Source organism: Acuticoccus sediminis (genome assembly GCF_003258595.1).
GTDB lineage: Bacteria > Pseudomonadota > Alphaproteobacteria > Rhizobiales > Amorphaceae > Acuticoccus > Acuticoccus sediminis.
In genome coordinates, this window is the sequence record NZ_QHHQ01000005.1 from 161,213 (window position 1) to 186,468 (window position 25,256).

22 protein-coding genes are annotated in these 25,256 nt (G+C 69.8%); 7 read left to right on the forward strand and 15 right to left on the reverse strand.

Features of this window, described 5'->3' with window-relative positions:
• The first annotated feature begins 209 nt into the window (after nucleotides 1-209).
• The gene (locus DLJ53_RS22350) at nucleotides 210-1,580 is read left to right on the forward strand and encodes an MFS transporter (protein ID WP_111349397.1); all 1,371 of its coding nucleotides are present in this window, start codon (nucleotides 210-212) and stop codon (nucleotides 1,578-1,580) included.
• Nucleotides 1,581-1,659: 79 nt separating this feature from the next.
• Here the strand turns inward: DLJ53_RS22350 and DLJ53_RS22355 are convergent, their stop codons facing one another.
• From DLJ53_RS22355 to DLJ53_RS22370, 4 genes are all read right to left on the reverse strand, one after another.
• Nucleotides 1,660-2,991: a multidrug effflux MFS transporter gene (locus DLJ53_RS22355; RefSeq protein ID WP_111349398.1), complete on the reverse strand. Its 1,332-nt coding sequence runs from the start codon at nucleotides 2,989-2,991 to the stop codon at nucleotides 1,660-1,662.
• Nucleotides 2,988-3,377: a MarR family winged helix-turn-helix transcriptional regulator gene (locus DLJ53_RS22360; protein WP_202913293.1), complete on the reverse strand. Its 390-nt coding sequence runs from the start codon at nucleotides 3,375-3,377 to the stop codon at nucleotides 2,988-2,990. Before DLJ53_RS22360 ends, DLJ53_RS22355 begins: the two co-directional genes overlap by 4 nt.
• Before the next feature lie 247 nt (nucleotides 3,378-3,624).
• Complete coding sequence (locus DLJ53_RS22365) at nucleotides 3,625-4,380, reverse strand: acetoacetate decarboxylase (RefSeq protein WP_111349401.1); 756 nt, start codon at nucleotides 4,378-4,380, stop codon at nucleotides 3,625-3,627.
• A gap of 175 nt (nucleotides 4,381-4,555) precedes the next feature.
• Nucleotides 4,556-5,740 carry a DUF3734 domain-containing protein gene (locus DLJ53_RS22370; RefSeq protein ID WP_111349403.1) on the reverse strand — a complete coding sequence of 395 codons (1,185 nt, stop codon included), beginning with the start codon at nucleotides 5,738-5,740 and terminating at the stop codon, nucleotides 4,556-4,558.
• Nucleotides 5,741-6,058: 318 nt separating this feature from the next.
• Here DLJ53_RS22370 and DLJ53_RS22375 point away from each other — a divergent pair, with 318 nt between their 5' ends.
• Entirely contained in the window at nucleotides 6,059-7,096 is a 1,038-nt protein-coding gene (locus DLJ53_RS22375; protein ID WP_111349405.1) for an ABC transporter substrate-binding protein, read from the forward strand.
• A gap of 184 nt (nucleotides 7,097-7,280) precedes the next feature.
• Here DLJ53_RS22375 and DLJ53_RS22380 read toward each other — a convergent pair whose 3' ends face one another.
• Entirely contained in the window at nucleotides 7,281-8,165 is an 885-nt protein-coding gene (locus tag DLJ53_RS22380) for an ABC transporter permease (RefSeq protein WP_244935134.1), read from the reverse strand.
• On the reverse strand, nucleotides 8,162-8,998 hold the full coding sequence (locus DLJ53_RS22385) for an ABC transporter ATP-binding protein (protein WP_111349406.1): 837 nt from the start codon (nucleotides 8,996-8,998) through the stop codon (nucleotides 8,162-8,164). Before DLJ53_RS22385 ends, DLJ53_RS22380 begins: the two co-directional genes overlap by 4 nt.
• 275 nt (nucleotides 8,999-9,273) lie before the next feature.
• Between DLJ53_RS22385 and DLJ53_RS22390 the strand changes: the two genes are divergently transcribed.
• A complete protein-coding gene (locus DLJ53_RS22390; protein WP_111349407.1) occupies nucleotides 9,274-10,455 on the forward strand; it encodes a CaiB/BaiF CoA transferase family protein in 1,182 nt (393 codons plus the stop codon).
• A 93-nt stretch (nucleotides 10,456-10,548) separates the two neighbouring features.
• On the opposite strand, the gene DLJ53_RS22395 is transcribed toward DLJ53_RS22390, so the two are convergent.
• From DLJ53_RS22395 to DLJ53_RS22415, 5 genes are read right to left on the reverse strand one after another with little or no spacing between them, the layout of a single operon-like run.
• Nucleotides 10,549-11,325 carry an SDR family NAD(P)-dependent oxidoreductase gene (locus DLJ53_RS22395; RefSeq protein WP_111349408.1) on the reverse strand — a complete coding sequence of 259 codons (777 nt, stop codon included), beginning with the start codon at nucleotides 11,323-11,325 and terminating at the stop codon, nucleotides 10,549-10,551.
• A 13-nt stretch (nucleotides 11,326-11,338) separates the two neighbouring features.
• The gene (locus DLJ53_RS22400) at nucleotides 11,339-12,157 is read right to left on the reverse strand and encodes an SDR family NAD(P)-dependent oxidoreductase (protein WP_111349410.1); all 819 of its coding nucleotides are present in this window, start codon (nucleotides 12,155-12,157) and stop codon (nucleotides 11,339-11,341) included.
• Nucleotides 12,154-13,521, reverse strand: a complete 1,368-nt coding sequence (locus DLJ53_RS22405; RefSeq protein WP_111349411.1) for a TRAP transporter large permease — start codon at nucleotides 13,519-13,521, stop codon at nucleotides 12,154-12,156. Before DLJ53_RS22405 ends, DLJ53_RS22400 begins: the two co-directional genes overlap by 4 nt.
• Nucleotides 13,518-14,057 (reverse strand): TRAP transporter small permease subunit, encoded by a 540-nt coding sequence (locus DLJ53_RS22410; RefSeq protein ID WP_146620066.1) that lies wholly within the window; start codon nucleotides 14,055-14,057, stop codon nucleotides 13,518-13,520. Before DLJ53_RS22410 ends, DLJ53_RS22405 begins: the two co-directional genes overlap by 4 nt.
• 44 nt (nucleotides 14,058-14,101) lie before the next feature.
• Nucleotides 14,102-15,124: a TRAP transporter substrate-binding protein gene (locus DLJ53_RS22415; protein WP_211100658.1), complete on the reverse strand. Its 1,023-nt coding sequence runs from the start codon at nucleotides 15,122-15,124 to the stop codon at nucleotides 14,102-14,104.
• Nucleotides 15,125-15,299: 175 nt separating this feature from the next.
• On the opposite strand from DLJ53_RS22415, the gene DLJ53_RS22420 reads away from it, so the two are divergent.
• The 4 genes from DLJ53_RS22420 to DLJ53_RS22435 all read left to right on the forward strand — a co-directional run bounded on the left by DLJ53_RS22420 (nucleotide 15,300) and on the right by DLJ53_RS22435 (nucleotide 20,680).
• The gene (locus DLJ53_RS22420) at nucleotides 15,300-16,112 is read left to right on the forward strand and encodes an IclR family transcriptional regulator (protein WP_111349413.1); all 813 of its coding nucleotides are present in this window, start codon (nucleotides 15,300-15,302) and stop codon (nucleotides 16,110-16,112) included.
• Nucleotides 16,113-16,142: 30 nt separating this feature from the next.
• A complete protein-coding gene (locus DLJ53_RS22425; protein WP_111349414.1) occupies nucleotides 16,143-17,789 on the forward strand; it encodes an acyl-CoA synthetase in 1,647 nt (548 codons plus the stop codon).
• Nucleotides 17,786-18,622, forward strand: a complete 837-nt coding sequence (locus DLJ53_RS22430) for a PPC domain-containing DNA-binding protein (protein WP_111349415.1) — start codon at nucleotides 17,786-17,788, stop codon at nucleotides 18,620-18,622. Before DLJ53_RS22425 ends, DLJ53_RS22430 begins: the two co-directional genes overlap by 4 nt.
• 267 nt (nucleotides 18,623-18,889) lie before the next feature.
• On the forward strand, nucleotides 18,890-20,680 hold the full coding sequence (locus tag DLJ53_RS22435) for a gamma-glutamyltransferase family protein (protein ID WP_111349416.1): 1,791 nt from the start codon (nucleotides 18,890-18,892) through the stop codon (nucleotides 20,678-20,680).
• Nucleotides 20,681-20,707: 27 nt separating this feature from the next.
• Here DLJ53_RS22435 and DLJ53_RS22440 read toward each other — a convergent pair whose 3' ends face one another.
• The 4 genes from DLJ53_RS22440 to DLJ53_RS22455 all read right to left on the reverse strand — a co-directional run bounded on the left by DLJ53_RS22440 (nucleotide 20,708) and on the right by DLJ53_RS22455 (nucleotide 25,176).
• Nucleotides 20,708-21,382: a L,D-transpeptidase gene (locus DLJ53_RS22440; protein ID WP_162409481.1), complete on the reverse strand. Its 675-nt coding sequence runs from the start codon at nucleotides 21,380-21,382 to the stop codon at nucleotides 20,708-20,710.
• A 387-nt stretch (nucleotides 21,383-21,769) separates the two neighbouring features.
• Nucleotides 21,770-22,072, reverse strand: coding sequence for a hypothetical protein (locus tag DLJ53_RS22445; RefSeq protein ID WP_146620067.1), 303 nt, complete (start codon nucleotides 22,070-22,072; stop codon nucleotides 21,770-21,772).
• A gap of 180 nt (nucleotides 22,073-22,252) precedes the next feature.
• Nucleotides 22,253-23,857: a DHA2 family efflux MFS transporter permease subunit gene (locus tag DLJ53_RS22450; protein ID WP_111349418.1), complete on the reverse strand. Its 1,605-nt coding sequence runs from the start codon at nucleotides 23,855-23,857 to the stop codon at nucleotides 22,253-22,255.
• Complete coding sequence (locus DLJ53_RS22455; protein ID WP_111349419.1) at nucleotides 23,854-25,176, reverse strand: HlyD family secretion protein; 1,323 nt, start codon at nucleotides 25,174-25,176, stop codon at nucleotides 23,854-23,856. Before DLJ53_RS22455 ends, DLJ53_RS22450 begins: the two co-directional genes overlap by 4 nt.
• Between the last annotated feature and the right edge of the window lie 80 nt (nucleotides 25,177-25,256).

Consider the following 25,256-nt stretch of genomic DNA (forward strand, 5'->3'; position numbering starts at 1 on the left):
GCGTTCTAGCTGCAGCGCAACAAAGGAGGCATTGGGCATTTTGCCCACCCCCAATCGACTTAGCTCTTCGTATATTGCGTCGCAGCACAAACGAGGCTTGGACAAATCGTCCAATCTCGCATGTGCACAATCTGTGCGATGGAAGAATGGCCGCCGATTGGCGAACCGCTTACACGCGCCTAGTTTACCCAGCGCTCATGCCAGCGCGCATGTCGCCCCCTAGCCGAGGACCGAACGCTCCCGTGAGTTCATCGACCGCCTCCACCGATTCGATTCTGGCCGACGCCACCCGCGTCAACTCGCACCTCGGCCCCGTGCGGCCCGCCGAGATCGCCATCGGTGTCATCATCGGGCGCACGTCCGAGTTTTTCGACTTCTTCGTGTACGCGATCGCCTCGGTGGTCGTGTTCCCGCAGCTCATCTTCCCGTTCGTCGATCCGGTGCAGGGCACGATCTACTCGTTCGCCCTCTTCGCGCTCGCCTTCATCGCCCGGCCGATCGGCACGATGATCTTCATGTGGATCGACCGGAACCACGGCCGTGGCGCGAAGCTGACGACGGCGTTGTTCCTGCTCGGAACGTCCACCGTCGCGATCGCCTTCCTGCCCGGCTACGAGAGCATCGGCGCCGCGGCGATCGTCATCCTCGCCATCTGCCGGATCTGCCAGGGCCTCGCGCTCGGCGGCTCGTGGGACGGCCTCGCCTCGCTGCTGTCGCTCAACGCCCCCGCCCGGCATCAGGGCTGGTATGCGATGATCCCGCAGCTCGGCGCACCGCTCGGCCTCATCGTCGCGAGCGCCCTCTTCGCCTTCTTCCTCGCCAACCTGTCGGCGGAGGACTTCTTCTCGTGGGGCTGGCGCTACCCGTTCTTCGTCGCCTTCGCGATCAACGTCGTCGCGCTCTTCGCGCGCCTGCGCATCGTCGTGACGCCGGAGTTCGAGCGCCTCTTCCGCAACCGCGAGCTGCAGCCCGCCTCGATCATGCAGACGCTGCGCAACGAGGGCGGCACGGTCGCCATCGGCACCTTCGTGCCGCTGGCGAGCTTCGCGCTGTTCCACATGGTGACGGTGTTCCCGCTCTCCTGGATCTTCCTCTACACTCAGGAGCTGCCGGCCAACTTCCTCATCATCGAGATGATCGGCGCAATGTTCGGCGTCGCGGCGGTGGTCGCCTCCGGCATCCTCGCCGACCGCTACGGTCGCCGCCTCCTCCTCGCGATCTGCGCGGTCGCCATCGCCGTCTTCTCCGGCTTCGCGCCGCAGCTTCTGGACGCGGGCAGCGTCGGCGAAGGCGTGTTCATGGTGCTAGGCTTCATCCTGCTGGGCCTTTCGTTCGGCCAGAGCTCGGGCGCCGTCGCCTCGAACTTCTCGCAGCAGTACCGCTATACCGGCTCCGCGATCACCTCGGATTTGTCCTGGCTCTTCGGTGCCGGGTTCGCGCCGCTGGCGGCGCTGCTCCTCGCCAGCAACTTCGGCCTGATCTCCGCCGGCGCCTACCTGCTGTCGGGTGCGGTGTGCACGCTGGTCGTGCTGTCGCTCAACCGCCGGCTGGTCCTGCGCGGCCACGAAGACGAGAACTGAGCCGGACGTCCGGGGCTTCGGCCCCGGCTTCGGACGGAACGAACGGCGGGCGGGGACACGTTTCCCCGCCCGCCGTTTTTCATTTCACCGTCACCGGAGCGACCACGACCTCCCCGGCGACGGGGCTGCGCCCGGCGAAGCGCCGCGCGGCGTGGAACGCGACCTGGGCGAGGACGCCCGCCACCACCAGCACCACCGCCGCGGCGACGGCCGGGTTCGACCCCAGCCCGGCGAGCGAGGTGCAGAGGGCGCCGATCACCATCTGCGCCGCCCCGTAGAGCCCGGACGCGGACCCGGCGGCGAGCGGGTTGACGCTCATCGCCTCGGTCAGCGCCGCCGGGGCGGCGAGACCGGCGCCGAAGGTGAAGACCATCATCGGGATGACGACGCCCGGCACGCTGAGCTCGCCGACGAGCGCCAGCACCAGCATCGCCACCGCGCCGCAGACGCTGACGATGTTGCCCGCGACCATGATGCGCATCGGCGTCACCAGCCGCACGAGACGGCTCACAAGCAGGCTGCCGAACCAAAGGCCGAGGACGTTGAGCGCGAGGTAGACGCCCACCTCCCCGCTCGGCCGGCCGAGCTGGTGGACGAACACGAACGGCGCCACGCTGACATAGGCGTAGAGCGCCGTGGTCGCGCACCCGCCGCCGATCGCGAACCCGAGGAAGGCCGGCGAGCGCATCAGGCGCAGATAGTCGCGCGCCACCACGCGGGCGCTGCGGCCCTTGCCGCCCCCCGTCTCCGGCATCAGGCGGATGACGAGGAAGAGGTTGGCGATACCCATCGCCGTCAGCGCCAGGAAGATCGAGCGCCAGCCCGTCACCTCGACGAGCACCACGCCGATCATCGGCGCGATGCCGGGACCGATGGTGACCATGAGGTTCATCAGCGCGAGGCGCCGCGTCGCCTCCCCCGCCGCCGACCCGTCGCGCACGATCGCCCGGCCGAGCACGATGCCGGAACAGCCGCCCAGCGCCTGAAGGAGCCGCGCGATGTTGAGGAGGTGGAGGTTCGGGGCGAAGTAGGCGGCGATGCTGGCAAGGGTGAAGACGGTGATCCCGAACATCAGGACCGGCCGCCGCCCGTACTTGTCCGCGACCGGCCCGTAGATGAGTTGCCCCACACCGAGGCCGAGGATGTAGAAGCTGATCGTCAGCGCCATCGCGCCGCTGTCGACCCCCAGCCCCTTCGCCGCCTCCGGGAGCGCCGGCACGAAGACGTGCATGGCGATGGTACCGCTGAAGGTCACGAGCGCCAGAAGCCAGAGCGGCACGATCGGCGTTGCGGGAACCGCCGCGCGGGACGGCGCGGCGGTTCCGGTACTCGACGGGCCTGATGGGGCGGGATCGGCCGCCTCGCCGTCGGCGATCGAGACGTCGATGGTGCTCAAGGGAGGCGGGCTCATTCGGCGTTCGCCTCCTCGGTCATGCGGCAGAGCCTGTCGCAGATCGTCGTCAGGATCCGCGTCGCGGCGGCGATGTCGGCATCCGGTACGGGGCCGAGCAGCTCCTCACGGACGGCGCTGGCGACCGCCTCGACCTCCTTGACGCGTCGCCGCCCTTCGTCGGTGAGCTCGATCGTCTTGGCCCTGCGGTCGTCCGCATCCTCGCGCCGCTCGATGAGGCGCTCGTTCTCGAGGCCCTGGAGGATGCGCACGACGGACGAGGAGTCGAGCGTCAGCGAGGCGGCGAGGTCCTTCTGGCGCATCGGCGCCCTCGCGCGGGCGAGGTGCAGGAGGGGCAGCCATGTCGCCTCGGTCAGGCCGTAGGCGTTGAGGCGGGTGTCGACCACTCGCCGCCATTGTCGGGACACATACGCAATCTTCGCCCCAAGTTCCGCGCGTTCTCCGCCGTCCATCGTCGGTTCTCAACCACTGCAGTACAAATAGATGCCATATCATCTAACTTGACTGCACCGCCCCTACAAGATCACCGTAAGGATGCAGGCGGCGGATGCCCCGGCCGCGCCCCGCGTCTCGGCACGGCGCGCGGTGGAGGACGGCGGCGATCGCGGCGCGGGCGGCCCGGCCGCGGCCCCGTCAGTCGGCGAGGTAGTCGTGAACGACCTCGCCGAGGCCGAGCGTGATGTCGGCGACGTAGTGCGTCGCGGAGACGACCTCGCGGACCGGCAGGCGGGCGACGTCGCACATCGCGTGCTCGAAGAACTGCAGCGCCGCGGGGCCGGTCCAGGCGCCCTTCAGCGTGACGTCCTCCATGTAGTAGCGCACCAGCTCGCACACCCGGGCGGTGCCGTCGACGTGGGGGATGATCTTGATGAGGAAGGCGGGCTTCTCCATCCCCTTCGCGACGGGCGCGAGGTCGAGCTCGACGTGCTTGTAGCCCATGGTCGCGACCACGCACGGGATCGTCCCGTAGTGGAGCGTGCACACGAGCGTCTCCTTCTCGTGCCGGATGACCGGGGTGGCGAGCTTCTTGGGAAAGCCCCACAGCTCGCGGCCGCCGGCGATCGGCGAGTTGTCGTCGAGGTACATCGCGTGGACGTAGCCGCCCTCCTGCACCTCGCCGGAGGGCGTGGTGAAGCGCACGGGGATCACCTGGCCGCTCTCGGTGTAGTCGCCGAAGCCCGTCGAGTCGGGCATGCGGATGAACTCGTAGGCGACCGTGTCGCCGACGACCTCCAGCGGCTCCGGCACGACCTCGCGCAGGCGCTCGGGGTCGGTGCGGTAGTTGATGATGATGAATTCGCGGTTGTAGAACTTGTACGGCGGGCGCGGGTAGGCCGGGTTGTTGAGCGGCATCGCGAACGCCTTGGCGCGCACATCAGCGATCTTCATGGTGTCCTCGTCATTGAAGGGTCGGTCATGGCGATCCGGGATCGCGCACGGCACCGCTCATGGCGCGCTGTGGCATCGAACGCCCCGGCCAGGGATGAAACTCGCACTCGGCCGGCCCCCGGGGGCCGGGACACGCTGGGCGCGCCGGCCCGTCCGGCACGGCGCGCGGGGGCGCTCAGTGGCGCGACACGTCGAAGGTCTTGACCCCTTCCGGGTTGGTCGGGCGGCTCAGCGCTTCCGGGTGGCGCAGGGTGCGCACCATGTCGTTGTAGCCGGTGGCCCAGTGCTCCTCCATCGTCAGCCGGGAGAACTCGTAGTCCTTCGAGGCCCCCTCGTACTGCTTGGCGTGGTAGATGAGGTGGACGATGTTGAAGACCTTGTCGTCCGCCTCGTCGATCAGTTCCCTGAGCGCCGGGTCGTCCTTCAGCGCGTCGGCGTCGGGCACGTGCTCGAGGAGGCGGCCGAGCGCCCGGCGCATTCGCTGCATGCGCTTGAACTGATCCGTCGAGGCGCGCGTGCGGCTCGAGTAGCGGATGTCCTTCTGGCGCACTTCCTGGCTGATGAGGTCGCGCGGGAACTCGCCCAGCGCGCTCCACAGGTCGACCTGGAAGGCGAGCGTGTCCTTGCGCGGGCGGCTGTCCAGCACCCAGTCCAGCGGCGTGTTGGAGACGAGCCCGCCGTCCCAGTAGAACTCGCCGTCGACCTTCGCGGCGGGGAAGCCCGGCGGCAGCGCGCCGCTCGCCATGATGTGCTCGGGACCGATCTCGTGGGTGTCGTTGTCGAAGTAGACGAAGTTGCCGTTGCGCACCTTCACGGCGCCGACGCTGAAGCGCGTCTCCCCGGCATTGATGCGGTCGAAGTCGACGAGGCGCTCCAGGGTCAGGCGCAGCGGCGAGACGTCGTAGAAGCTCTGCGCCTCGATGCTGCCCGGCGGGGAGAAGAAGGGCGGGATCGGGCGCGGGCTGAAGAAGGTCGGCGCCCCCGCCATCAGGTTGCCGAACGCGCGGACCTGGTTGATGAGGGAATGGGCCAGGTCGCCCTTCGGCTGGGGCACGCCGAGGTCGGCCCAGAATGCCGGAGGCGGCGCCAGGAGCGGCGACGACGTCACCCCCTCCCAGAACTTGCGCAGCGCGGGGACCCGGTTCTCCGGGGCGTTGCCGGCGATCAGGGCCGCGTTGATGGCGCCGATGGAGATCCCGGCGATCCAGTCCGGCATGATCCTGGCCTCGTCGAGAGCCTGGTAGACCCCGGCCTGATACGACCCCAGCGCACCGCCCCCCTGGAGGAGCAGCGCGATCCTCTCGAACGGCGGATTGTCATACACCCGCGGCTTTCTCGTCGAAGGAGCGTCCGTCGTCATTCGCCTCAACCCTGCCCAACCACAGTAAGTCTTATCGAGAATGGGCCCGGATCGAAAGGCGACGGACAAGTCCCTCTTGCGAAAGGTGATAATTTGGTTTGCCAAACTTGTTATATTGCAACGCAGCATGAGTGGACCGCGCCGCGACGCGAATCATCTCGACCCCGCCACGGCGATGCCCGGAAAAAGGTGCGGCGAAGGGCCCGTTCGTGTGGTCCTCGATTTGCATGCCATTTCGTCCGAGCGCCGTCGCTTGACGGCCCGTGTCGGATCGGCACACCGGTCCGCTGCCAGAAACCGCCATACAGGAGTCCTCGTTTGACCATTCGCCGCACGCTGCGCGCCCTCGCCGCCGGCACCGCACTGACCCTGTCCGGCTTCGCCGCCCACGCCCAGGACAAGACCGACGTCAGCTTCGTGCTCGACTGGGCCTGGCAGGCGATGCACGGCCCCTTCCTCATCGCCCTCGACAAGGGGTACTACGAGGAGGAAGGCCTCGACGTGACCATCGACCGCGGCTTCGGCAGCGGCGACACCATCTCGAAGGTGGCCTCGGGCGCCTACGACGTCGGCTTCGCCGAGGGCACGGGCCTCTTCAAGTTCAACACCGACAACCCGGAGAACCGCGTCATCCAGGTGATGGTCATCAACGACCAGTCGCCGACGGGCGTGATCTCCATGGCCGACACCGGCATCGAGAAGCCGGAAGACCTGATCGGCAAGAAGATCTCCGCGACGCAGAACGAGGCGACGGTGCTGACGTGGCCGGTCGTCGCCAAGCTGCACGACCTCGACCCGGCGGGCGTCGAGTTCCTGTACGTCGAGCCGAACCTGCGCGACGCGCTGGTGATCCAGGGCCAGGCCGACGCCACCTTCGGCTTCGCCACCACGACGGTCCTCAACATGGTGCAGGCCGGCGTCGACCGCGACGACATCGCCTACTCGACCTTCGCGCAGTGGGGCCTGAAGCCCTACAGCTCCGGCATCCTCGTGAAGGCCGACTACGCCGAGGAGCACCCGGACGTGGTGAAGGGTTTCGTGAAGGCCACCATGCGCGGCCTCATCGAGATGCTGGAGAACCCCGAGGAGGGCCTGCAGCTCCTGAAGGAGCGCGAGCCGCTGGTCGACCTCGACGTCGAGACGGCGCGCTGGGAGCTCGCCAAGGAGCTGTCAATCCTGACGCCGGACGTGATCGAGAAGGGCATCAGCGAGGTGGACCCGGAGCGCTTCGCCACGGCCGCGAAGCAGATCGCCGAGGCCTACGGCATCACGCTCACCCCGGAGTCGGAGAGCTACTTCGACGCCAGCTTCCTGCCCCCGCTCGACGAGCGCCAGGTTCCGGCTGACGTGAAGTAAGGCGGGGCGCCTCGGCGCCTCCCCTTTCGTGGCAGGGCGGCCCCGCCCCGCCACAACGCGGCACGGCGGATCCCGGTGCCTGTTCGCTGGTGAAGCCCGAGCCCCCTCGGCCTCGCCCATCCTCCATCTGCACAAAAAAGGCGGCGCCAGGCGCCGCCTTTTTCGTTTCGGCGGGGCGCGCCGCTCAGCCGCCGCCGGCGTCGAAGCGGGCGAGCTGGCCGCGGACGGCCCAGCCCGTGGTCCGCGTCTCGATGGCCGCGAAGATCGCGTAGATCGCGACGCCCATCACCGCGATGACGAAGAGGCCGGCGAACACCAGCGGCACGTCGAAGCGCGAGCTGGCGTTCAGCATGAGGTAGCCGATGCCGGCGTTCGAGGCGATCGTCTCGGAGATGACCGAGCCGACCAGCGCCAGCGTGATCGCGACCTTGAGGGAGGCGAAGAAGTACGGCAACGACCGCGGCAGGCCGACCTTGAAGAGGATCACCCGCCGAGAGGCCCCGAGCGAGCGCAGGACGTCCTCGAGTTCCGGTTCCACCGTCGCGAGGCCGGCAGCGACGTTCACCGCGATCGGGAAGAAGGACAGCATGAAGGCGGTGATGACCGCCGGGATGGTGCCGATGCCGAACCAGATCACCAGAACCGGGACGATCGCCACCTTCGGGACCGAGTTGAAGGCGATGAGGATCGGGTAGAGCGCCTTGTAGAGGACGCGCGAGTAGCCGACGGCGATGCCCAGCAGCAGGCCGCCGGCGACGGCAAAGATGAAGCCGAGCACCGTGGTGTAGAGGGTCTGTCCCGCGTGCATCAGGATGACCTCCTTCCACTTCCAGAGGCTCATCGCGATGTCGCTCGGGGCCGGCAGGACGAAGCGCTTGATGCCGAACACCCAGCAGGCAAGCTGCCAGACGACGAGCGTGGCGCCGGCGATGATCCAGGGCGCGGCGTTCTCGCGCATCAGGCTGCGCCGGGCGGAGGCGCCGTCGTCCTCGAATTCCAGCTCCAGGTCCGACGCGGCGGGGTCGGAGGCGGCGGGGGCTGGCGTGTCGGGATGGCTCGTCGTGGTCATGCCTGGCGCTCCCGGCCAATGTGGTCGCGCAGCTCGTGCACGATGTCGACGAACTCCGGCCTGAAGGTGTCGTCGAGGGTGCGGGGGAAGTCGAACGGCACGTCGCGGGTCGCCACGATCCGCCCCGGACGGGCGGACATGATGTGGATCGTCTTGGCGAGGTAAACGGCCTCGCGCAGGTCGTGGGTCACCAGGATCACCGTGAACTTGCGCTCCATCCAGAGCTTCTGGAGGACGCCCCAGAGCTCCTCGCGGGTGAAGGCGTCGAGGGCGGCGAACGGCTCGTCGAGCATCAGGAGGTCGGGCTCGTGGATGAGCGCGCGGCAGAGCGAGGCGCGCTGCTGCATGCCGCCGGAGAGCTGCCAGGGCGAACGGGAGCCGAACCCCTTGAGGCCGACCGCCTCGAGGAGCTCCTCGGCGCGCGCCTCGTACTCCTTGCGCTGGCGGCGGAGCCTGCCTCGGTGCGGCTCGACGATCTCGAGCGGCAGCATCACGTTGGAGAGCGTGGAGCGCCAGGGGAGCAGGGTCGGGTTCTGGAAGGCCATCCCGGCGATCTTGAGCGGGCCGTCCACCGGCTTGCCGTCGACGCGGACCGAGCCGAGGGTGGGCCGCATCAGCCCCGTCACCAGCTTCATCAGCGAGGACTTGCCGCAACCGCTCGGTCCGACGACGGCGCTGAAGCCGCCGCGCTCCACGTTGATCGTCGCCCCGCGCAGCGCGAGCGTGCGCCCCGGCCCGCGGCCGTAGGCAAGGCTCACATTGTCGATTTCGACGAGAGCGTCGCGGGGCGGTGGGTTGACGCCACTCCCCGCGACCGGTTCGGCGATTGCCATCAATTCACGTTCCTTTTCAATGCGTCGAGCGCGTGGGTCGTGGGACGCAACGATCACGCCATCCGCCCCTGGCAAAGCGACGCGGTGCTTCATGTGCGCCAGCTGGGGGGCCGCGGTCAAAGCGGCGCCGCTCATGCCGGCCCTGCAACCGCCCGGGCGGCGCCCCCGCCGGTCTGCCGCCGCCGTGATCTTCGCTCTCGCGCTCGCCGCCGCTTGCGGCCATCATTGCCGCAAAACGAGCCGGTCGCGACGACGGGCGGCGTGGGAGGGCGACCATGAAGGACATGCTGGGCGGCGTCAGGATCGTCGACGTGACCACCATCGTGATGGGACCGATGGCGAGCCAGATCCTTGCCGATCTCGGTGCCGACGTCGTCAAGGTCGAGCCGCCGGAGGGGGACCTTGCCCGCTATTCCGGCACGCCGGGGCCGGACGGGATCAGCTCGATCTTCGCCAGCAACAACCGCAACAAGAGGAGTATCGCGCTGGACCTCAGGCGTCCCGACGGGCAGGAGGTGCTGCAGCGGCTGATCGAGGGCGGCGACGTGGTGCTGCACAACATGCGCCCGAAGGCGGCCGAACGGCTCGGCCTCTCGGCGGAGGCGGTGCGGCGGATCAAGCCGTCCATCGTCCACTGCGTCGCGGTCGGCTTCGGCAGCGGCGGCCCCTACGCCGGTACGGCCGCGTACGACGACGTCATCCAGGCCGCGTCCGGGCTCGCGGCGCTGCCGCTGAAGGTCGGGCGGCAGCCGGACTACGTGCCGAGCATCATGGCCGACAAGGTGGCGGCGCTGCACATCGTCTACGCCGTCCTCGCGGCGCTGATGCGCCGGGCGCGCACGGGCGAAGGCTGCGCCATCGAGGTGCCGATGTTCGAGGCGCTCGCGGCCTTCATCCTCAACGAGCACCTCGGCGCCGCGACGTTCGAGGCGGGCGGCAAGCCCGGCTACCAGCGGCTGCTGAGCCCGCACCGCCGGCCCTTCGCGACCGCCGACGGCTGGATCTCGGCCCTCCCCTACACCGAGGCGCAGTGGCGCCGGACGCTGGCCGAGATCGGCCGCATGGACGTTACCGAGGCGCCGTGGTTCGCCACCGCGCCAGGGCGCAACGCCAACACGGCGACGCTCTACCAGATCCTCGGCGCGGCGCTCGCCACCCGGACGACGGCGCAGTGTCTCGCGATGTTCGAGGCGCTCGACGTGCCGCACGCCAGGGTGAACACGCTGGACGACCTGATCGACGACCCGCACCTCGCCGCGACCGGCTTCTTCCGGCCGACGGATGACCTCGAGGGCCGCGCGCGCTCGGTTCCCCAGCCGGTGGCCTTCCACGGCGTCGAGGACCGGCCGGACCGCGCGCCCCCCGCGCTCGCGGCGGACGGCGCGACGGTGCTGGAGGAGCTCGGCTACTCGAAGGCGCAGGTCGCGCGGATGCGGGCCGACGGCACGATCCTCTGACCGCCGCCGCCCGGGCCGCATCCCGCGCATCGGCCCGGGCATCGCGTGCGGTGCGCCGCCGGCCGCGCCGCCGGCTTCCGTCCGGGCGGGGTCCTAGACCTGAGCGGGCTGAATGTTGCCGTGCATGACGCCGGCGATCGTCATCCCGCCGTCGACGGCGATGTTCTGGCCGGTGATATAGCCCGACTTCGACCCGTCGAGCAGGAAGACCGCCGTGGAGGCGATCTCGGCAGGCGTGCCGTAGCGGGCGGCGGGCACGCGGTCGTAGTAGGCCTTGCGTGCCTCCGCCGTGTGGACGGCGGCGACCATCGGCGTCTCGATCGGCCCCGGCGAGATGGTGTTCACGCGGATGCCGTGCTTGGCCCACTCGATCGCGAGGACCTTCGTCGCGGTGATCACCGCGCCCTTGGAGGCGCCGTAGGCGACGCGGCCGCTGCTGCCGACCATGCCCGAGATCGAGGCGATGTTGACGATCGCGCCGTCGCCGCGCCTCGCCATGTACCGCGCCGCCTCGCGCGCCACCACGAACGAGCCCACCACGTTGACCTCGAGGATCGTCCGAAAGAGGTCCGTCGACGTCTCGAAGGCGGGGATGTCGGCGGCGATGCCGGCGCAGTTGACGACGCCGGACAGCGCGAGACCCTCCGCCTCGAGCCCGTCGATGAGCGCCTTGGCGGCCTCCTCGTCGGTCACGTCGAGCGGCAGGCAGACGAGGTGTTCGCCCGCCTCGGCGAGGTCCTCGCGGCACTTGGCGAGCATCTCCTCGGAACGGTCGACCGCGACGGCGCGCCAGCCTTCGGCGAGCACCGCCTCCGTGACCGCACGGCCGATGCCCGACGGACCGCCGGTGACGAGTATCGTTCTTGTCATCGCCCCCTCCCTCTCATGCTGATGCGTTGCCCATCAGGAGCGCCATTCCGCCGTCGACGCGCAGGTCCACGCCGGTGATGAACCCCGCCGCGTCCGAGGCGAGGAAGACTGCCGCGTTGGCGACGTCCCAGCCGGTGCCCTGCCGCTTCATCGGCACCATCGCCGCGCGGCCCGACCGGATCGCCTCGACGTCCGGTCCCTTGTCGACGTGGGCGAGGACATGCGGCGTGTCGATCAGCCCGGGCACGACCGTGTTGGAGCGCACGCCGCGCGCCGCGTACTCCACCGCGATGGAGCGTGAGAGCCGGCAGAGCGCGGCCTTCGAGGCCTCGTAGGCGACGTAGGGGTACGGCCCGTTGCGCTGGGCGGCGAGGGTCGACACGAAGACCAGCGCGCCGCCGCCGTCCGCCTCGACCAGCGGCAGCAGCGTCTGGGTCAGCACGAAGGCGCTGTCGAGGTTCACCTCGAAGACGCGGCGCCAGTCGGCCATCGGCGTATCCTCGACGCCGCCGCGGGTGGAGATGCCGATGTTGAAGTGCAGGATGTCGAGCCCGCCGAGGCGTTCGGCGGCGGTGTCGCGCACCGTCGCCGCGGCCCCCTCGGCGGTGAGGTCGACCGCGAGCACCTGCGCGCTGCCGCCTTCGTCCCGGATGATCGCGGCGGTCTCCTCCGCGGCCGCGAGGTCGCGGTCGACGGCGAGGACGTGGCCGCCTTCGCGGGCAAAAAGCACCGCCGCGGCCTTGCCGTTGCCCCAGCCCGGCCCCACCGAGCCGGCCCCGATGACGGCCACGCGCTTGCCCGCGACGCGCCCCTTCGCGCTGCCGCCGGTCATTGCATCACGTTCTCGGGTAGCCACAGGACGATCTCCGGAAATGCGATGCACAGGCCCAGCACGACGAGCTGCACCAGGACGAAGGGAACGATGCCGCGGTAGACGTCGGCCATCGTGATGGTCTTGCCGGCGGCGCCCTTCAGGTAGAACAGCGCGAAGCCGAACGGCGGCGTCAGGAAGGACGTCTGGAGGTTCAGCGCCACGAGGATCGCGAACCAGTAGATCATCTGCGCGGACGTGACGTGGTCGCCGAGGTCCATCACCTTCACCACCGGCGCGAAGATGGGCAGCATGATGAGCGTGATCTCGATCCAGTCGAAGAAGAAGCCCATCACGAAGATCATTCCCATCATCGCGATGAGGAGACCCCAGTCGCCGAACGGCAGCGCCCGCGCGGTCTCGACGATGAAGTGCTCCCCGCCGACGATGCGGAAAATGTAGGAGAAGGCCGTCGCGCCGACGAAGATGAAGAACAGCATCGCGAGCTGGCGGATCGACCCGTCCATCGACTCGTTGAGCGTGGTCCAGTTGATCCGCCCGCGCAGCAGGCCGAGGACCAGCGCGGCGAGGACGCCGACGCCCGACGCCTCCGTCGGCGTCGCGATGCCACCGAGGATCGAGCCCAGCACGGCGACGATGAGGATGAGCGGCGCGACCACCGACTTCACCGTCTCGAGCCACAACCCCTTGCGGTCCTCCGCCGTCTCGGCGGGCGCGGCGGGCGCGAGCTTCGGCTGCAGCGCGCTGCGGCCGACGATGTAGACGACGTAGGCCGCCGACAGGAGGAGGCCCGGCAGGAGCGCCGCGACGAAGAGGTGGCCGAGCGAGACCGACAGCAGGTCGCCCATGAAGACCAGCATGATCGATGGCGGGATCAGGATGCCGAGCGTGCCCGCCGAGGCGACGGTGCCGGCCGCGAGCCCCTTGTCGTAGCCGCGCTCGACCATCGTCGGGAGCGCCAGCACCGTCAGCATCACCACCGAGGCGCCGATGATGCCGGTCGCGGCGGCGAGCACGGTGCCCATCAGCACAACCGCCAGCGCGAGGCCGCCGGGGACGGCGCGCATCAGCCGTTGCAGCGTCAGGAGAAGATCCTCCGCGAGCCGCGTCTTCTCCATGATGATGCCCATGAAGATGAACATCGGCGCCGCGACCAGCACGGCGTTGTCGATCGTGCCGGAGAAGATGCGGTTGGGGATCAGCGTCGCCTGCACGACGCGCATCTCGCCGACGGCGATGGCGAGGAGGCCGAAGGTGAGGCTGACCCCCATCAGCATGATCGCCACCGGCGCGCCGGAGAACAGCGTGACGATCAGGGCGAGGAACATCGCGCCCGGGAGGGCGTCGGCGATCATCTGGGTCATGACCGGTCCACCCACGGGTCGGCGAGGAGGTCCGGCCGGCGCAGCGCCACGATGGCACGCATCAGCACCGAGACGCCGCCCATGATGGCGAGCACGGCAGCCGCGGGAATGGCGGTCTTGATGATCCAGCGGTCGGACAGGCCGACGCCCCCGGGGCTCCCCTCGCCGCGCTCGTAGGAGCGCATGACGAAGTCGAGGCCGAACCAGAAGATGAGCGCCATGAAGGGGATGAGGAAGACGATGATGGCGAGGATCTCGATGCGCATCTTCGTCGCGGTCGAGAACGAGTTCGAGAACACGTCGATCCGCACGTGCGCGTTGTGGACGTAGGCGTAGCCGAAGCCCAGCACCGCGATCGCGCCGTGGATGTGCCATTCGAGCTCCTGGAGCTTGAAGGACCCGGTCGAGAAGAAGCGGCGGCCGATGACGTCGTAGATGATGACGGCCATCAGGACGAGGAGCAGCCAGCCGATGATGCGCGCCACGATGCGGCACGGCACGGCGAGGACTTCGGCGATGATGAGCAGCGAACGCATGGGCAAACAGGCGGGAGGCGCCCGGATGGGCGCCCCCCGTCAGATCATTTCACGTAGCCGATGTCGGACCACTGCTTGTAGTCCTCACGGAACTTGGAAAGGCTGTCCCAGGCGCGCTTGAAGTCCGGATCGGCCGCCGACTGCTCGGCGACGACCTCGTCCCATGCGCCGCGGAAGGCGTCCATCATCGCGTCGTTCCACTTGTGGACCTGGACGCCCGCGGCCTCCAGCTCGGCCAGCGGCTTCAGCTGCTCGGCCTCGCCGCGCGCGGAGGTGGTGGCGACGTTCGCCGCGCAGGCCGTCTGGATCGCGAACTGGTTCTGTTCGGACAGGTTGTCCCAGGCGTCCTGGTTGATGATGAAGGTGATCAGCGAGGTCTGCTGGTGCCAGCCGGGGAAGTAGTAGTGCGAGGCGTACTCGTTCATCCCCAGCGACTTGTCGATCAGCGGGAAGGAGATCTCCGCCGCGTCGATGGTGCCGAGGCGCAGGCCCGTCATGGTGTCGGCGACGGGCATCGACTGGGCTTCCGCGCCGAGCTTCTGCATCACCGCCGCGCCGAGGCCGAAGATGCGCATCTTCAGGCCGGCGAGGTCCTCGGGGCTGTTGATCTCCTTGGCGAACCAGCCGGACGCTTCCGGCACGAGGATCGCGCAGAGCTCGGTGTGGATGTTGTACTTGGCGGTGATGTCCGCCCACAGCTCCTTGCCGCCGCCGAAGTACCACCACGCGGTGTACTCGCGCACGTCCGGTCCGAAGGGAACGGCGGTGAAGATGCCGGCGGAGGGTATGATGCCCTGCGCGAAACCGGGGCTGTACCAGCCCGCGTCGACCGCGCCGGTGGAGATCGCGTCCCACATCTCGTTGCCGGAGACGATGGCGTTGGGCTCGTTGAACTCGATCTGGAGGTCGCCGCCGGTGAGCTTGGACACCTGCTCGGTGAGCCTCACGCCCGTGTCGCCGAGGAGCGGCAGGGACGAGGGGTAGACGCTCTGCATGATGAGCGTGTCCGCCTGCGCTGCGGACGCAAAGCCGAGTGCGGCGACGAGCGCCGTGGCCAAAGTCTTCATGGTTCCTCCCAAAACCTATGTTGTTTCCGCGATCTGGGCCGCGGTTCATCCACATTGTGGATATTGGTTGCAGCAACATAACGGATCGCTTTGGCGTCCGTAAAGCAATTTTCGGGATTGAATCTCAGGAAAGCCTATGCGGGAATAGATCGACCGTCTAAAGCACCTCCACAATATGGACATTGCCGACACAGAGCCCGACAGCCGGGGCGGAACCCAGAGCGTCGACCGCGCCCTTTCGCTGCTGGCGCACATCGCCCGCGCCGGCGGCGGCGTGTCGATCGTCGCCCTCGTGGCCGAGACGGGACTGAGCCGCCCGACCGTGCGGCGACTGCTCCTCGCTCTCATGCGCTCGGGCCTCGTCGAGCAGGACGCGGTGACGCGCGACTACGCGCTGGGCCCGGAGGCCTACCTCGTCGGCCTCATGGCGCAGCGCCGCTTCGACCTCGTGGACCTCGCCATCGACAGCCTCGTCAAGCTCTCGGCCGAGAGCGGCGACACCTCTTTCCTCACCGTCCGGCGCGGCGCCCACGGCGTGTGCATGCACCGCGAGGACGGCGACTTTCCGATCCGCACGCAGGCGCTGCAGGTGGGCGACCGCCACCCGCTCGGCGTCGGCGCGGGCTCGCTGGCGATCCTCGCCGCGCTGGAGCCGGCGGAGGCGGAGGCGGCGATCGCCCAGAACGCCTGCGCCCTGACGAACTATTACCCGAACTACTCGCTGCCCCTCGTGCGCCGTATGGTCGAGGAGACGCGGGCGCGCGGCTGGTCGCTCAATCCGGGTCTCAACGTCGCCAATTCCTGGGGCATCGGGATGGCGCTCAGGGCGCCGGGCGGCGCGATCATCGGCGCCTTCTCCATCGCCGCGCTGGACGTGCGCCTCGGCGCCGAGCGGCAACAGGAACTCGCCGTGCTGCTGCGGCGCCAGGCCGCCACCTTCGAGGAGCGCCTGGAGCGAAGGCTGAACGTCACCGCAGCCGTCGCCTGAACAACAAAACGATAAAACGGGAGGACAGGCATGGAACGATCAGAGACGGGCGGCACAGGTTCGCCGGGCGGCGCCGCGGGCGGGCTTCCCGTCAGCCGGCGCGTCGCCAACCTCTCCTACATCCTGCGCCAGAACGCGCGCCGGTTCGGCGGCGAGATCGGCTTCGTCTGGGGCGACGACACCTGGACCTGGAGCGAGATGGAGCGCCGCGTCGACGCCATGGCGGCGGCGCTGCGGGCGCGCGGCGTATCGAAGGGCGACCGCATCCTGGTGCAGTCGAAGAACTGCAACCAGATGTTCGAGTCGATGTTCGCCACCTTCCGCGTCGGTGCGGTCTGGGTGCCGACGAACTACCGGCAGACGCCGGACGAGGTCGCCTATCTCGCGACCGCCAGCGGCGCGCGCGCCCTCATCTGCCACGCCGCCTTCCCGGACCATGCCGCCGCCGTGCGCGCCGCCGCGCCGGCGATCGACATCGCGATCTCCATCGGCCCGTCCGACTTCGCCGAGGACTACGACGCCATCGTCGCCCGGCATCTGGGCGAGACCGGCCCGCTGGCGGACGTCGAGTACGACGACCCGTGCTGGTTCTTCTTCACCTCCGGCACCACCGGCCGCCCCAAGGCCGCGGTCCTGACGCACGGGCAGATGGCCTTCATCGTCACCAACCACCTGTGCGACCTGATGCCCGGGACGACCAGCGCGGACGCCTCGCTGGTGGTCGCCCCCCTCTCCCACGGCGCCGGCGTCAACCAGTTGGTCCTCGCGGCACGTGGGGCAAAGTCCATCCTGATGCCGGGCGAGCGGCTCGACGTCGAGGAGGCGTGGCGTCTCGTCGAGACGTGGCGCGTCACCAACATCTTCACCGTGCCGACCATCGTGAAGATCCTCACCGAGCATCCGGCGGTCGACACCTACGACCACTCCTCGCTGAAGGTGGTGATCTACGCCGGTGCACCGATGTACCGGGAGGACCAGAAGTACGCCCTCGCCAAGCTCGGCAAGGTTATGGTGCAGTACTTCGGCCTCGGCGAGGTGACCGGGTGCATCACCGTTCTGCCGCAGGCGCTGCACGAGGCGGAGGACGGCCCGGGCGTGAAGGTCGGGACCTGCGGGTTCGAGCGCACGGGCATGCAGCTCACCATCCAGGACGCGGCGGGCAACGAGCTTCCGGCCGGCGCGTCGGGCGACATCTGCGTCACCGGGCCGGGCGTCTTCGCGGGCTACTACAACAACCCCGAGGCCAACGCGAAGTCGTTCCGCAACGGCTGGTTCGTCACCGGCGACATCGGCTACGTGGACGCGGAGGGCTTCCTCTACATCACCGGCCGCGCCTCGGACATGTACATCTCCGGCGGTTCGAACGTGTACCCGCGCGAGATCGAGGAGCTGCTCCTCACCCACCCCACCGTGAAGGAAGTCGCGATCATCGGCATTCCGCACCCGAAGTGGGGCGAGGTCGGGCTCGCCGTGGTGATCGCCGCCGAGGGCGAGACATTGTCGGAAGCCGCGCTGGCGGCGCACCTCGACGGCAAGCTGGCGCGCTACAAGCTCCCGGCGCGGTACGTCTTCCTCGATGAGATGCCCAAGACCGGATACGGCAAGATCGCCAAGAAACTGGTCCGCGAGACGCTGGAGGCGAAGGGCCTCCTCGGCACCGAGCCCGCCCGCGCATGAGCCGTGCGGAGAGGATTACCCACCCGGGGCCGCGGAACGCGATCCGCCAGCACGTGGTCCCGGGTATCGCGCGCCGCGTGCCGGTGCGCCTCGCGGCGGGCCGCATCCTGATGGACGCGGTCGCGGACGCGATGGAGGAGATCGGCTGCGACAGCGCCATCCTGGTGCTCGACGGGCTGGCGCTGGGGCCATACCGCTTCGTGATGCCGCGCTTCGGCTCGCCCGACGGGATCCGCGTCGCCTGGTATAGCGACACGCACGAGGGCGTGTCGGCGGTGCTGGAGCACGGGGTCGCCTCGGTCGGCCGCAAGGACGGCGCCTGGTTCCTCCACTGCCACGCGGTGTGGGACGTCGACAGCGAGCCGAAGTCCGGCCACCTGCTCCCCGATCAGGTGACCATCGGCGCCGACAGCACGGTCACCGCCTTCGCCTTCTGGGGCGGTGTCTTCGACGTCACCGCCGACGAGGAGACGCACTTCTCCTTCTTCCGCGCGCGGCCGACGAGCCCGCCGGCCGGGGCGCCCAACGCTGCCATCGCGACGCTCGCCCCGTTCGAGGATCTGGTGACCGTCATGCCGGGGCTCGCGGCGCCCTACGGCGGCACGTCGGCACCTCTTTACGGCCTCGGCAGCGTGATCGGCGCCGACTTCGCCGAAGGGCCGTCGATGGAGTCGCTCGCCTCGGAGGTGCTGACGCTGCCGGGGGCCACGGCGGGCCGGATCCCGCTCCACTGCGTCGATCCGGACGGCGGGATGTTCCGCGGCGACCTCCTGAAGGGCGCGGGGCCGGTGCTGATCACATTCGAGCTGATGCTGACCTCGCCGGAGGTCTAGCACCCGCGCGACCTCTCCGGGCGGCCGGAAGCGCGCGGGCGGGCCGGGCCGCCGCGCCGGTTCGGGGCCCGCACCGGCGGGCTCCGCGGCGGGGACGATGCCGGACCGGGGCGCGCTCCGGGTGGGGCGGGTGCATGGCGAACCGTGATGCGTGCCTTGCACTCCGTCCCCACCTGGCCCAGGGCTTGATCCGGCGATGGCCGGGCCGGGGTGCGAACGCCCCCGGCAGTGCCAACGCCCCGTCCCGTTCCCACCGGCAGAGCTTTGATGACCCCGCCTTTCACGACCCGACCCGACATCCGCGGCACCTTCGGCGTGGTGACGTCCACGCACTGGATCGCCTCCGCCGTGGGATTCGGCGTGCTGGAGCGCGGCGGCAACGCGTTCGACGCGGCCGTCGCGACGGGCTTCGCGCTGCAGATCGTCGAGCCGCACCTCAACGGCCCCGGCGGCGAGCTGCCCGTGCTCTTCCACGAGGCGGCGAGCGGCCGGACCGCGGTCCTGTGCGCGCAGGGGATCGTCCCCCAGGCCGCCACCATCGCAAGGTTCCGGGAGCTGGGCCTCGACATGGTCCCCGGCTCGGGCCTCCTGCCGACGGTGGTGCCGGGGTCGTTCGACGGCTGGATGCTGCTCCTGCGCGAATACGGGACGATCACGGTGCGGGAGGCTCTGGCGGCGGCCATCGACCTCGCGCGCGACGGCCACCCCGTCATGCCGCGCGTCGCCAACACGCTGGCGGGCCTCGCCGACTTCTTCGCCACCGACTGGCCGACCTCCGGCGCCACCTGGATGCCGGACGGCACGGCTCCCGCCGCGCACGAGCTCCTCGCCAACCCGGAGACCGCAGCGATGTACGCCCGGATCGTCGAGGAGGCGGAGCGCGCCGGTCCTGACCGCGTGGCGCAGATCGAGGCGGCCCGCACGGCCTGGCGCGAGGGCTTCGTGGCGGACACGATGTTCGCCTACCTCGACACCGCGTCGGTGCCGGACATGACCGGCCGCTCGCACGGCGCGCTGCTGACGCGCGATGACGTCGCCCAGTGGCGCGCCACCATCGAGTCCCCGGTCAGCGGGACCTATCACGGCTGGACCGTCCACAAGACGGCGCCGTGGAGCCAGGGGCCGGTTCTGCTTCAGGCGCTGGCGATCCTCGAGCACATCGACATCGCCGGCATGGACCCCGACGGGGCCGTGTTCGTGCACACCGTGACCGAGGCGATCAAGCTCGCCTTCGCCGACCGCGAGACCTTCTACGGCGACCCGGCCTTCTGCGAGGTGCCCCTCGCCCGGCTGCTCGACCCGGAGCACAACCGCGCCCGGGCCGCGCTCATCGCCGAGACGGCGAGCCTGGAGCAGCGGCCGAGCCGCCTCCCCGGCTTCGAGCACCTCGCCGACGCGTTCGTGGAGCGGGCCGCACGCGACAGCGCGCCGGACATCAGCCCGCTCGAGCCCACCATGGCGCACCTCACCGAGCGGCGGGGCGACACCGTGCACCTCGACGTCATCGACCGCTGGGGCAACGTCGTCTCGGCAACGCCGTCGGGCGGCTGGTTCCAGAGTTCACCGTCGATCCCGGGGCTCGGATTCTCGCTCAACACGCGCGCGCAGATGTTCTGGCTGGAGGAAGGGCTGCCGACCTCGTTGATGCCGGGCGCCCGCCCGCGCACGACGCTGACGCCCACCATCGCGGAGAAGGACGGCATCCGCCTCGCCCTCGGCACGCCCGGCGGCGACCAGCAGGACCAGTGGCAGCTCATCGCCTTCCTGCGCCACGTTCATCACGGAATGAGTCTGCAGGCGAACCTCGACGCCCCGCTCTTCCACTCGATGCACGTGCAGGGATCGTTCTACCCGCGCGCGGCGAAGGCGGGCGAGCTGACGCTCGAAGCCTCGTTCGGCGCGGAGGTGATCGACGAGCTGACCCGGCGCGGCCATCGGGTGACGGTCGTCGACGAATGGAGCGTCGGCCGGCTCACGGCGGCGGAGCGGCGCGCGGACGGGCGCCTCTGCGCCGCCGCCTCGCCGCGCCTGATGCAGGCCTACGCGGTCGGCCGCTGACGGGCCGGCCGCGTCGCGGCGGCGGCGTTACGCCGTCAGCGGCGCGCTCTGCGGGCGCACGATGACGCGGCTTCCCGACGGCACCCGCTCGTAGAGGTCGATGATGTCCTGGTTGAGGAGACGGACGCAGCCCGACGACACCGCGCGGCCGATGGAATAGGCCTCGTTGGTGCCGTGCAGGCGGTAGAGCGTGTCCTTGCCGCCCTGGAAGAGGTAGAGCGCGCGGGCGCCGAGCGGATTGCCGAGGCCCGGGGGCATGCCGTTGCGGTACTTCTCCAGCTCCGGCTGGCGGGCGATCATTTCCGCCGGCGGCGTCCAGGTCGGCCACGCGCGCTTGTACTGGATCTTCGCCTCGCCGTTCCACGAGAACCCGTCGCGGCCGACGCCGATGCCGTAGCGGATCGCCCGCCCGTTCTCGCGCACGAGGTAGAGGTAGCGGGTGCCGGTGTCGACGACGACGGTGCCCGGACGCTCGCCCGTCGGGTCGCGCACCTCACGGCGCAGGTACTGCGGCTGCACCTTGGAGAGGTCGACCGCCGGCAGCGGGAACTGCTCCTCGGGCCGCGGCCCGTACATGGCAGCGACGTCGTAGGGGAGCGGGCTCTGCATCGGCCCGACGGCCGCGTCGGGCGTCATCTGGCAGCCGGCGAGCGAGAAGGCGCCGAGGCCGAGGGTAAAATTGCGTCGGTTGATCAGGGTCATTGTTCGGCCTCGTGGAGCACGGCTTGATTGAGGCCGTGACGCGATTGGGTCTGGAGATAGAAAGCGTTGAGGCCGCTGCCCGTTCCGAACGGGCTGGCCTCATATCCTGTCGCGGCGGCCGGGCGCCGTCCGGCGGCCCGTTTCGACTGCGCACGCCCGGGGGCTGCTCGGGCGCGATCTGGGTCTGTCATGACGAAATCCGATTGGTCCTCCGCACGCCGACCGTGGCGCAGCGCGAGGCAGCACGCCCCGGGGAGCGCGCGCGCAACCACCGGCCCGACCGCGAGCGGCGCGGACGAGCCTCACCCGGCCCGCGCGCGCATCGAGCGTGCGGCGGTCCGGCCGGCCTCCCTGGCGCGGCGCCTTGCGGCAGCCCCGCAGCGGGCCCTACACGGGGACGGGTCGGGGAGGCGGTGGGTCGGCGGCGGCCGTATCCCACGTACAGCCGGTGTCCTCGGTGGCGACGGCGGATGTGGCGCGGCGATGGCTGAGCGACGGCAGGCTCGGCAGGATGGCCGCGAGCGCCGTCGTGCAGTGCGCGGCGTTGGCGAGGCAGTCGAGCTGGTTGCGGTTGATCCGGACGGTGCACTCGCCGTCCGAACACTCCTTGATGGAGTGGAGGCGGGCCTCGGCGGCGGCGATCGCGCGCTGGACCTTGGCGATCTTGGCGGACGCTGCGGACGCCGTCATCGGTGCGGCGGCAACGAGCCCCACAAGTACAGCGACCTTAACAAGAAACAAAACCAACCGCATACCAGCGAATATGTTCGGCCCGCCCGGGGTGTCAACGACCGGCCGCCCGGTTCCCCGCCCCGCGGCATGACGCGGGCGGCGCAGCGTGACATCGCTGCACTCCCTCCCGTCCCGCGCCTACCCGCCGGCGCCGTCGGAGCGGACCTTAAGCACCAGGACCAGCGGGATCACCGCGACGATCATCCACGCGAGGAGGCGGAAGGTCTCGTTGTAGCTCAACATCGCCGCCTGGGTCTGGACCTGCTGGTAGAGGAGCGCCATCGCCTCGGTCTGCGATCCGACCTGCGCGGTGAGGGAATGAAGCGCGCCTGAGAAGGTCGGATTGAGGCCGGACAGCCCCTCGACGAGGCGCGACTGGTGGAACTGTTCGCGCTGGGCGAGCAGCGTCTGGCACAGCGAGATGCCGAACGCCCCGCCGAGGTTGCGGAAGAAGTTCAGCATCGCCGACGCGCGGGAGGCATAGCCCGGCGGAATGCCGAGATAGGCGACCGTCGAGATCGGGATGAAGAGGAACGGCAGCCCGCAGGAGAGGACGAAGCGCGCCATCGCCGCATCCGCGAAGGTCGACTGCGTGCTGAAGACCGACAGGAGATAGAAGGACAGCCCCGCCAGCCCGAAGGCCGGGACGAGGAGGACGCGCGTGTCCACCCTGCCGGTGACGAAGCCGGACAGCGGCATCATGATCGCCGCGCTCCAGCCGCCGTACGTCAGCGCGAGGCCGGCATCGTACGCGTCGTAGCCGAACACGCCCTGAAGCATCTGCGGCACGAGCTGGATGGTGCCGAAGACCAGGAGCCCGAGCAGCAGCATCAGCAGCGCGCAGATGGCGAAGTTGCGGTAGGCGAGCATCCTGAGCGGCACGATCGGATCGTCGTGGTTCAGCTCCCACACGACCATGCCGCCGAGGCCGAGGAAGGCCATGATCGCCGTCGTCACGATGAGGTCCGAGGAGAACCAGTTCTCCGTCTGCCCCCGGTCCAGCATGATGAGGAGCGAGCCGAGGCCGACCGCCAGCAGCAGGAAGCCGACCCAGTCGATGCGGATCCCCCTGGCGAAGAGTTCCGCCCGCTCGCGCTGGAGGAGCTCCGGCTCGCGCACCGCGACGAGCGTCGCGAAGAAGGCGAGGATGCCGACCGGGATGTTGATCAGGAAGATCCAGTGCCACGAGATCGAATCGGTGATCGCGCCGCCGATGGTGGGACCGATGATGGGCGCGACGATCACCACCATGCCGAATGCCGCGAACGCCTGGCCGCGTTTCGCCGGCGGGAAGGAGTCGGCGATCATCGACTGCTCCACCGGGGCAAGCCCCCCGCCGCCGATCCCCTGGAAGACGCGGGCGAGCACCAGGGCCCCGAGGCTCGGCGCGAAGGCGCAGGCGAACGAGGACACGGTGAAGAGCACGATCGAGATCAGGAAGTAGCGCTTGCGCCCCAGTACCGCCGAGAGGAAGCCCGAGATGGGGATGATGATGGCGTTGGCGACGAGGTAGCTCGTCACCGTCCACGTCCCCTGGTCGACCGCGACGCCGAGGTTGCCGGAGATCGTGTCGAGCGCGACGTTGGCGATGGAGGTGTCGAGGATCTCCATGAAGGTGGCGATGGAGACGATGGTCGTCATCACCCACGGGCCGCCGAGTCCGGCGGCGGAGCGGGGCAGCGGGTCGGCGCGGCGGGGCGCCTCGGGCACCCCCGCCGCGTCCGCCGTCGTGGCCGCGCTCATGACCCGAGGTGCACCGTCGGCACCACGGACATGCCCGGACCGACCGGGTAGTCCGCGATGGACGGGCTGTCGATGACGATCTTCACCGGGACGCGCTGCACCACCTTGACGAAGTTCCCCGTCGCGTTCTGCGCCGGGAGGATGGCGAACGCCTGGCCGGCGCCGTGCTGGATGGAGTCGACGTGACCCTTGAAGTCGACGTCCGGGAAGGCGTCGATGCGGATGTCCACCGGCGCGCCGGGCTCGATCCCCTCGAGCTGCGTCTCCTTGAAGTTGGCGGTGACGTAGAGATCGTCCGGGACGATGGCCATGAGCTGGTTGCCGGGCGCGACGTAGCTGCCGTCGTTGACCGCGACCTGGGCGACGTGGCCGGCGATGCGCGACTGGACGGAGAGAAAGTCGACCGTCACCTCTGCGTCGGCGAGCTGGGCCTCGGCGGCCTTCACCTCGGCCGCGGCCTGCTCCTGCTGGGCGGTGGCGCCGACGACGGCGGCCTCGGCCTCGGCGGTGGCGCCCTTCGCCTCGGCAAGGTCGGCGGCGGCCTGGTCGGCGGTGGAGCGGGCGTCCTCGATGTCCTGCTGGGAGATCGCGAGGTTGCCGGAGCGGTGGGCGAGGCTCTCGTAGCGGTCGGCGGTGTCGGAGGTGTTCTTGGCGGCGACCTCGGCGGCGTTCTGGGCGCTCCGGCGGGCGTCCAGCGTCGCCTGCGCCTCGCCGACCTGCGCGTCGGCGACCTTGAGGGCGGCCCTCGACTGGCTGAGCTGGGCGGCGGCGACGTCGCGCTGCGCGTTCGCCTGGCGCGGGTCGATCCTCGCCAGCACCGTACCCGGCTCGACCCGCTGGTTCTCCGTCACCGACACGTCGAACAGGACACCCGAGGTCTCGGCGGAGACGCGCACGATCTTGCCGTCGATGAAGGCGTCGTCCGTGCTCGCGTAGTGGACGGCGTAGAGGAAGTAGTAGGCGGCGAAAGCCGCGGCGAGCAGCACGACCGAAAGGCCGAGGAACAGGAGCAGCCGGCGCCGTCGCGTCCGGGCGCGCGGGTCGGCGGCGGGCTGTGCGGCGGGTTCGCCGGTCCCCTCGTGAGACGGCGGAGCTTCGGCAGCGGGAGTGTCAGCCGGCGGCGCGGCGGGTTCGGGATGCTCCGGTTCGGGTACCTCGCGGCGGCGGCCTTCTCCGGCGCCGGGCGGCGGTGCATCGGCGGGCGGGGCGTCCGGCGCACGGGCGGTGGTCTCCGGCGCTGGGTCGGGTGGGTCGACGCGGTCGCGGGCGTGATCCTCCCTCGCGCCACGCTCCTCGAAACGCGTGATCTGGTCGGTCATCGGGCATTCTCCGAACCGCGAACGTGTCGCAGTTAAGCTAGAGTGCGCCTGGACCCGGCTGAATCATCCCTAGGGATGTC